This is a genomic window from Sphaerisporangium album, assembly GCF_003323745.1.
Classification (GTDB): Bacteria; Actinomycetota; Actinomycetes; order Streptosporangiales; family Streptosporangiaceae; genus Sphaerisporangium; species Sphaerisporangium album.
Genome location: NZ_QOIL01000023.1, coordinates 153,234 through 159,911 on the forward strand (window position 1 = coordinate 153,234; position 6,678 = coordinate 159,911).

At 69.2% G+C, this 6,678-nt stretch carries 10 protein-coding genes and 1 pseudogene; 5 read left to right on the forward strand and 6 right to left on the reverse strand.

Annotated features, from left to right (window positions below; genetic code table 11):
• Positions 1 to 167 precede the first annotated feature (167 nt).
• A complete protein-coding gene (locus DQ384_RS32530; protein WP_114032726.1) occupies positions 168 to 812 on the forward strand; it encodes an SRPBCC family protein in 645 nt (214 codons plus the stop codon).
• 184 nt (positions 813 to 996) lie between these two features.
• Here the strand turns inward: DQ384_RS32530 and DQ384_RS32535 are convergent.
• Positions 997 to 1,326: pseudogene (locus DQ384_RS32535) on the reverse strand (AbfB domain-containing protein); the annotation flags it as partial.
• Between the two features lie 11 nt (positions 1,327 to 1,337).
• On the reverse strand, positions 1,338 to 2,294 hold the full coding sequence (locus tag DQ384_RS32540; RefSeq protein WP_114032702.1) for an alpha/beta fold hydrolase: 957 nt from the start codon (positions 2,292 to 2,294) through the stop codon (positions 1,338 to 1,340).
• A gap of 310 nt (positions 2,295 to 2,604) precedes the next feature.
• On the opposite strand from DQ384_RS32540, the gene DQ384_RS32545 reads away from it, so the two are divergent.
• Positions 2,605 to 3,000, forward strand: coding sequence for a VOC family protein (locus tag DQ384_RS32545; RefSeq protein WP_245966938.1), 396 nt, complete (start codon positions 2,605 to 2,607; stop codon positions 2,998 to 3,000).
• Positions 3,001 to 3,136: 136 nt separating this feature from the next.
• Here the strand turns inward: DQ384_RS32545 and DQ384_RS32550 are convergent, their stop codons facing one another.
• Together DQ384_RS32550 and DQ384_RS32555 are read right to left on the reverse strand one after the other, a co-directional pair.
• The gene (locus DQ384_RS32550) at positions 3,137 to 3,592 is read right to left on the reverse strand and encodes an ATP-binding protein (RefSeq protein WP_114032704.1); all 456 of its coding nucleotides are present in this window, start codon (positions 3,590 to 3,592) and stop codon (positions 3,137 to 3,139) included.
• Positions 3,589 to 3,840, reverse strand: coding sequence for a hypothetical protein (locus DQ384_RS32555; protein ID WP_114032705.1), 252 nt, complete (start codon positions 3,838 to 3,840; stop codon positions 3,589 to 3,591). Before DQ384_RS32555 ends, DQ384_RS32550 begins: the two co-directional genes overlap by 4 nt.
• 329 nt (positions 3,841 to 4,169) lie before the next feature.
• On the opposite strand from DQ384_RS32555, the gene DQ384_RS32560 reads away from it, so the two are divergent.
• From DQ384_RS32560 to DQ384_RS32570, 3 genes are all read left to right on the forward strand, one after another.
• Entirely contained in the window at positions 4,170 to 5,006 is an 837-nt protein-coding gene (locus tag DQ384_RS32560) for a helix-turn-helix domain-containing protein (RefSeq protein WP_114032706.1), read from the forward strand.
• Positions 4,982 to 5,209: a DUF397 domain-containing protein gene (locus DQ384_RS32565; protein WP_114032707.1), complete on the forward strand. Its 228-nt coding sequence runs from the start codon at positions 4,982 to 4,984 to the stop codon at positions 5,207 to 5,209. Before DQ384_RS32560 ends, DQ384_RS32565 begins: the two co-directional genes overlap by 25 nt.
• Before the next feature lie 138 nt (positions 5,210 to 5,347).
• On the forward strand, positions 5,348 to 6,181 hold the full coding sequence (locus DQ384_RS32570) for a permease-like cell division protein FtsX (RefSeq protein ID WP_114032708.1): 834 nt from the start codon (positions 5,348 to 5,350) through the stop codon (positions 6,179 to 6,181).
• Here the strand turns inward: DQ384_RS32570 and DQ384_RS43830 are convergent.
• Positions 6,174 to 6,302: a hypothetical protein gene (locus DQ384_RS43830; protein ID WP_281274151.1), complete on the reverse strand. Its 129-nt coding sequence runs from the start codon at positions 6,300 to 6,302 to the stop codon at positions 6,174 to 6,176. The two genes, DQ384_RS32570 and DQ384_RS43830, sit on opposite strands and share 8 nt — an antisense overlap.
• Before the next feature lie 69 nt (positions 6,303 to 6,371).
• A partial coding sequence (locus DQ384_RS32575; RefSeq protein ID WP_281274153.1) for a carboxyl transferase domain-containing protein occupies positions 6,372 to 6,678 on the reverse strand: 307 nt, incomplete at its 5' end.

The following is a 6,678-nucleotide window of genomic DNA, read 5'->3' on the forward strand; positions in this document are numbered from 1 at the left end:
AGGAGTACGGCCCGGGGCCGGAGGAGAGGGCCGTTGGGCTGGGCGCCGGTCGGGGCCGTGGGCGGGCGTCGGAGTCGGATTGATCACGGTTTGAGGCGAGTCAAGGCGTTGCGGGCCGTTTGAGGGAGAAGATCAGTCGCAGTTGACCTACTCCACTCGAGGTGCACGTGAAGAATCTTCTCCGGCTTCTCGCGGCGTCGCTTCTCTCGGCGACCGTCGCACTAGTCGTCCTGCCGGCCCCGGCCGGCGCCGACACCACCGAGACCGACGCGGAGATCGCCGCGCAGTGGCAGACCGCCTGGGACACCTACAGGTTCTACGATTCCTCGCCTCCCAAGCCCGGCTCGGGCAGGACACGGGCCAAGTCCGCGATCTCCATTGAGATCGACGCGCCAATCGAGCGCGTCTTCGCCGCCTACTCCCACATCCCCAACCACATCGGCAGGGCCGCCTTCCTCAAGCGGGTGGTCACCCACCACGACCGGATGTGCGGCAAGCTGCGGTACGTCGACTTCACGGCCATCGAGGACGTCCCCTACCAGGGCGCCGTGGTGACCCTGAAGACGCACGCCCAGCAGCGCGTCAACGCGCGGGACTTCTCCTACGAGACCGACACCTGGTCGGAGCCGAACGTCGTCACCCACCAGAAGATCATTTTCGATGAGACGGACGAGGGCACGACCAAGGTGACCGAGAAACTCACCTTCGACGCCGACACCTCGCTCATCGACTTCGTCGTCGCCAACGGCGTCGCCTCCCACCAGCAGACCCAGGCGGGCCTCAAGCAGGCCATCGAGTCCGGCGAGCTCTGACCCATCCCGCCGATCCCTGAGCCGGCCCGGTTCCGGCGTGGGCCCGTTACCCGAACGGAGCCCACGCCAACGGCCCAGAGCGAACCGCGGCCGGGTCTGTCGAGCCGCCGGCCAGAGAGACAGAGCCGTTGGTCTCACAGTCCCTGAACAGCCCGCGTCCACACTCCGGGGGAACCCGTGCGGGCTACGAGGAGACCCGGAAGGTGGCGTCCTGCCGGTCGGACAGGCTGGAGGACGCGCTGAGCGGGTCGATGCGCAGCAGGTAGTCCCTGTGCCTGAGGTAGTAGGTGGGGAAGTTGTACGAGCGGAACGACGACCACGACGAGTCGGCCAGCCCTGCGGTGCGGTAGAACGTGGCGTCGGCCCGGAAGATCGACGTGTTGTCGTTGGGGTCGAGCCGGAGCGCGTAGTTGTAGTGCCGCAGATAGCGGCCGGGAACGTTCACCGACTCGAACGACACCCCGTTGGAGTCGGCGAGGCCGGGGACCATCCGCCACAGCTGGTCCTGGTAGGGGTCGAATGTATCTACTTGGACGGCCGTGCCTCCGTGACGACCTCCTGGATCGAGTCCAGCACCAGGCGCGGCTCGGCGTACTGCACGTAGTGCTCAGGCGACTTCGCCACCACCAGCCGGCCCCGTGTCGAGAGCGCGGCCATGTCGCGGTAGTGGCCCAACACCCGATCCGGCTGCCCGGCGGCGGCGATCACGACCACCGGCATGTCCCGCCACATTCCCGGGCGCACGGTCGCCCGCACTTCGGCCGCGCTGTCGAGAGACGCCAGGCCTTCGGCGCGGGCGGTCGCCATGGTGCCCGCGCCGTACACGATCGGGGCGGCCCTGCGGGCAGGCTCCGGCGCTCCCGACGGCGTGACGGCGTCGCCGCCGAGCAGCCTGACCAGGCCGAGGCGCGCGGCGGCTTGGTAGAGCGTGAACTGCGCGGCGATGAAGGGCTTGGCCGCGCCAAGCTCGGCGGTGCCGGTCTCGTCCATGACGTCCACGAGCACCAGCCCGGCCGTCTCCCCGGGCCGCTCGGCGGCGAACAGGCGCACGACCGCTCCGCCGTAGGAGTGCCCGACCAGGACGTACGGCCCTGCCTCCCCGGCTGCCGCGAGCAGCGCGTGCAGCTCCCGTGCGGCGCGCCCGGCGGTGCGCGGCCCCGGGCCATCCTCGCTCCACGCGTAGCCGGCCCGGTCGTAGCTGCACACCCGGCCGTGCTGGGCGAGCTGAGCTTGAATGCCGGCCCAGCTCGCACTCGACTCGCCGAGCCCCGCCTCCAGCACGACGGTCGGCCCGCCCCGGCCCGAGCAGTCCAGCTGCATGCGGTGGCCCTCGACCGCGATCAGCCGTCCCGGCGGCGGCCGGCGCTCACCGTCCCCGGATCGTGCGATCGTCTCGTATCCGAATCCCGCCACCGCCACGAGTGCGAGCGCCAACGCGGAGCGGAGGGCGATACGCGACCACCGCCGCCTGATCATTGCCATGTCCCGAAGGCTAAGGATCGCGAATCCGCCTGGCGCCCTCCTGGCAGAGGATCCTGGCCTGCGACCGGCGTCCCATCCGCCGGCGCCTTCTCGTTCCCACTACTGATGAGCCGAACGGCACTCACGGCGCCGCCGGGCGGGGGCGGCTCTCCCGGACCTGGGCGGACCATGTCCCATGACCCGGCCGGCACGCCCGGCGTGCGTTGCGGGGGTGGCGGGTTGGTCGTAGCGTGCGGGCGGATGCTCGCTCCGGCTGATCGCGCGTGCCGCGTGGGTCGGCGCCGAGTCCGCCGACACACGATGACGTGAGGTGACAGGGGTGCCGCACTACAGCAGGCTTCGCAAGGTCGTGATCGACGTTCCCCCGGAGGCGCATGACGAGGAGGTGCGATTCTGGCAGGGGGCGATCGGCCGGCCTCTTCTCCGGCTCGAACGCCATCCGGAATACCACGGCGCCCTGCTGCCGGGTGAGGCGTTCGGCCTGCTGGTGCAGCAATTGGAGGATGGCGAGAGCCGGGTTCATCTGGACATCCACACCGACGACCTGGAGGCGGAGGTCGCAAGGCTGGAGGGGCTCGGCGCCGCGCGGGTGCGGTTCGTGCACGACCGGTGGTGGGTCATGCGCGACCCGGCGGGCATGATGTTCTGCGTGCTGCCGGATCCGCCGGGGTCGCTGGACGACACCAACGCCCAGCGTTGGGACTGACCGTTCGCGCGGTGGCCCTATGACGATGACGGTGGCCGCGCCTCCGTGCCGTCCGCGGTCGTGCGGGGGCCTACGGCCCTGGTCACAGGGAGTTCCGGGCCACGCCGTCGTCGGCGACTGACGTCACCCCTCGGCGTCATCCGCCTCCCGGCGCGGCAGTCCCCGCCGGTGTGCCCGGCGTCGTGGAGAGTTCGAACCAGACCGTGTGGCCCGTGTCGTCCTGCCGCCAGCCCCAGGCCGATGACAGTTCGCGGACCAGCCACAGGCCTCGGCCGCTCTCGCTCAGGGGGTCGGTCTGGGCGGGGATCCGCGGGATCGTGTCGGACGAGCCCTCGTCGGCGACCTCGACCCGTACCGTCCGGGCGTCCCCGTACACCAGCAGGTTCACCACGCCGCCGGGCCTGCTGCCCGACCGTGAGTGCTTGATCGCGTTCGCGACGACCTCGCCGGCGATGAGCACGATGTCGTCTGCTCGGGAAGAGGCCGGATGCCCGGCCCTCAGCAGGACTTCGCGGACGTACATCCGCGCGAGCATGATCGAGCCGGGGGTGCCGAGGAGGTCGGCCTTTCCGAGGAGTTCGATCGTCGTCACTGGGCGACCTCCCAGATACGGTCCGCCGCGTCGTCCGCCGACACCTGGACCCGCTGCCCCTGACCCCGGCCCCAGGTGTAGAGCCACGCCCCCTTGTGCGAGAACGCCATGACCCGCAGCGCTCCGCCCTCCCGGGGCACCACCAGCACCGGCTCGCTCTTGAGGGGCAACTCCACCACCGCTCGCAGTCCTCGCCTGTTCAGAGCCCAGGCCAGCCGGACGAGGTGGTGGTACCGCTGTTCCCCCATGGTCTGAGTTCTCCCTGTTTTGGCCGTGCCCACTGTTTCGCTTTCTTCTGGATGGATATGGCCGGGTTCATGTCGTCTCATATTTGATTCCCGCTCACAGATGGCCTCCCGCCTGTCAGTAAGTGGCGAATGCGCTGGCCTTGGTGTCCGTTTTGTGTCAGGTGGACGTATGCGCGGCGCCCCTGCGCTTCTAGAGTGCCTGTGAGCGGCTTGAAGTAAGGGCGGTACCGCTGGACAATAGGCCCACAAAAAGCCCCGATGCCGGGCGTGAGTTGTCATAGATCTGTCAGTGAGCGTCATCGACGGAGGCGAGATGAAAACGGACGAAAATGGCGAATGCATTTGATCCACGACTAACGCCACTCCAGCGCTTCGGCAGGGAACTCGCCCGTGCCCGCAAAGAGGCGGACCTGACTCAGGTCGCCCTCGGTAAACGCCTGGGGTGCTCGTCGTCGCTGGTGGCGCACATCGAGATCGGCGACAGGACCCCCAAGCCGGATCTGGCGGCCCGGTGTGATGAAGTGTTCGGAACGGGTGACCTCTTCCGCCGCCTCTGCCGCTCGGTCACCTTTCCGTCCAGCGGGCCCGGCTGGTTCATCGAGTGGGCCGACGAGATCGAACCCCGCGCCCGCGTCCTCCGCAGTTGGGATCCACTGCTCATTCCCGGCCTGCTTCAGATCGAGAGCTACGCGGGAGCCGTCTTCCGGGGTGGCCGCGCGGCACCGGAGGCGGAGATCCAGGAGCGGGTGACGGCCCGCATGCGGCGCAAGCTGATTCTCGAACGCGACAACCCGCCGGAATTGTGGGTCCTGATCGAGGAGTCGGTTCTCAACCGTCCTATAGGAGGCCCGGAGGTGATGGCCGAACAGCTCGACCACCTCGTGGACATCGCCGGCCGCTCCGCGGTGCGGGTTCAGATCGTCCCTTTCGACAGCCCGTGTACGGACGGGTTGTTGTCGAGCTTCACGATCGCGGAATTGCCGGACGCGCCGACGGCCGTGTCCATAGAGTCGGCGGGGACAGGTGAGGTATCGGCCGCGCATGAACTTGTGGCCGCCGTCTGGGGGCAATATGACAGGATACGAGCAGAGGCGTACCGCCCTGGTCCATCCCTCCAAATGATTAAGGAAGTAAGAGACCAATGGCAGCGGAAGCAAGAGACCTGAATGTGGACCTCGCCGAGGCCGCATGGGTGAAGAGCTCGCGTAGCGGCAACACCGGAGGCAACTGCGTCGAGGTGGCGTCGAATCTGCGGAAAGCGGTCGGAGTCAGGGACAGCAAGAACCCCGCGGGACCGGTACTCGTCGTCTCTCCGGGCGAGTGGTCGACGTTCGTGAACGCCGTCAAGGCCGGAGGGCTCGGCATCTAGGTTCGGCTCTTGGCCCGTCGGCTGTCGCGAACAGCAGTGGCAGTAGAGCCCTCGCCATGAACGAGGGCTCTTCTTTCGGCAGCCCTGCCACGGCCTTCGAGTTGACCTTGCGGCGTTCGGCGCGACACAGTCGTGCGCATGTCCTCCGAAGAAGTCCTGGAGCAGCCCGGCGTCCGCTGGAGTCCGTGGGCCGTGGTGGCCGTCGTGGTGGCGCTGCTCGCCGGGCTCGGCGCGGGGGTGTGGGTGCTGCGCCGGCCGCCGGAGGGGCCGCTGCCGCCGCCCGAAGTACCGTGGCCGAGGACGGGGGAGGCGGGGGTGTACCTGTGCCGGGACGACAGCGCGCAGGGGAACTGCGGCGACGGTGAGGTCACGGCCGCGCGGCGCCTGACCATCGAACGCGCCCTCCGGGGCCTGCCCGAGGTGTCCGGCCTGCGATTGAAGTCCCGCGCGGAGGCGCTCAGGGACTTCAAGGCGAACCAGACCCTGAGCGCGGCGCTCCGCAATGCGATCCGTGAATCGGATATGCCGGAATCATTCGTGGTGGGCCTGACCACGCTGGGAGACTTCCGGCGAAAAACGGAGGCGATGCCCGGAATCTCGAACGTCTTCCTGCGCGGGACGAGCTTCTGGGCCGACAAGACCGATGTGGTCATCCGGCTCTGCCCGCCGGAGCCTCTGGAAAGGGACGCGGGGTGCACCGGGCGCGGCGCGGCGAGCGCGGACGAGAAGGCCGCCGTCCACCGGGCCGTCCGGGCGCTGGACGGTGTCGAAGCGATCTATCTGGAGGATCGCGGGCACGCCATCAAGGACGCCTATTGGGCGGCGTCGGCCACATCGCCGGACGCCAAGCCCGCCGGCTACATCCCGGAGAGCTTCCATCTGGTCCTCGAAGGTCTCGACGCCGTCGACCGCGTCAGGCGCGCGGCCGGTCGGCTCCCCGGTGTGAACAGCGTCGAAAAGGAGCTCACCTGACCGCCTCGGCGAACCAGACCTCGTTCTCCAGCACGTCGTGCGCGGAGTGGGTGAGGGGCATGAAGCTGTTCGCCTTGTGCCGCTCGGCGGCGCATCCCGAGCGTAGCGAGGACCATTTCAAGGACGGGGTCCGTGGACGACGCGGACGCCCCGCGGCCCGTATGGCCGGGCGGGGCGTCGAGGCGGTGGGTCAGAGTGGGATGTTGCCGTGGGCGCCACGGGCGGGGGTGGCCTGGGCGAGGACCTTGGCGATCGCGCCGCGCGTCTCGGCGGGCTTGATCACCTCGTCGATCACCCCGATCTGGATCGCCCGGTCGAGCCCCCCTGCGACCTTCTCGTGCTCCTCGGCGAGCCGCGTCTCCAGGGCGGCGCGCTCGTCCTCCGGGGCGGCGGCGATCTCGCGGCGCTTGAGCACCCGTACGGCGGCCAGCGAGCCCATGACGGCGATCTCGGCGGTCGGCCAGGCGAAGACCTTGGTCGCGCCGAGCGCGCGGGAG